General features: G+C 62.2%; 1 protein-coding gene. It reads right to left on the bottom strand.

Annotated features, from left to right (window positions below; genetic code table 11):
- On the bottom strand, positions 1–503 hold a 503-nt coding region (locus tag EOA33_RS37450), incomplete at its 3' end, for a GGDEF domain-containing protein (protein WP_245482599.1).
- Between the last annotated feature and the right edge of the window lie 244 nt (positions 504–747).

Genomic DNA, 747 nt, shown 5'->3' with positions numbered 1-747 from the left:
GTACCAATGCGGCCGACGAGATCCTCCTTACGAACCGATGACTGGATGGTCGAGGCGATGAGCCGCAGCGCCTCGTCGCCCCACTCCAGGCCGAAGCGCAGGTTGAGGGATTTGAGATGCTCGGGATGGATGACCAGGAAAGCGCCGGAGCGCGGCCCGTCCTCGGACGGTTTCGCGGCCCGTCGGTCCACCATCGACGTGAAGACTGGTCCGTTCAGGCAGCCGGTCAGCCTGTCATAAGTCGCCGACCGGTTGAGCTCTTGCCGATAGCGGCGGATCTCGGCCTGCTTCGAGCCGAGCAGCAGGAACAGCGGCAGGCCGATGGCAACCGGTACAAGCGTTGCCGTGATCACGCTGCGCGCGAACGGCGTCAGCGCCTCGCTGAACAAAAGCAGGTAGTTGAGGCCGAGCGAGAGGATGAGGCAAGCGGCCGTCCCCAGCACCGTCAGCCACGCGACATCTTTCCAGGCTTGTGCAGGGGGGGTCGCTGTCGGTTTGGTCACTGGCCAATCTCCTGTCCGATGCGCTGGCATAAGGCCGGTGTGTTGCAATTTCGGTTTCGACGATCCGTACAATTTGATCGATGGTGCGGAAAGACCGATCAAACCGGCCCGCGCCAAGAAAACTGCGCCGCAAGGGTTAACAAAACAAATATCGAAGGCGGCTGTTGGCGCAGGCCTGGCGGGCAGCCTAAGGTGAACGGGCCCTGGTTACACTGGCAAACTAGCGAGGCGGTCCGAATATGCC

Origin of the sequence: Mesorhizobium sp. M4A.F.Ca.ET.050.02.1.1 (genome assembly GCF_003997725.1) — a bacterium.
GTDB lineage: Bacteria > Pseudomonadota > Alphaproteobacteria > Rhizobiales > Rhizobiaceae > Mesorhizobium.
This window is presented reverse-complemented; position numbering and strand designations above follow the sequence as displayed.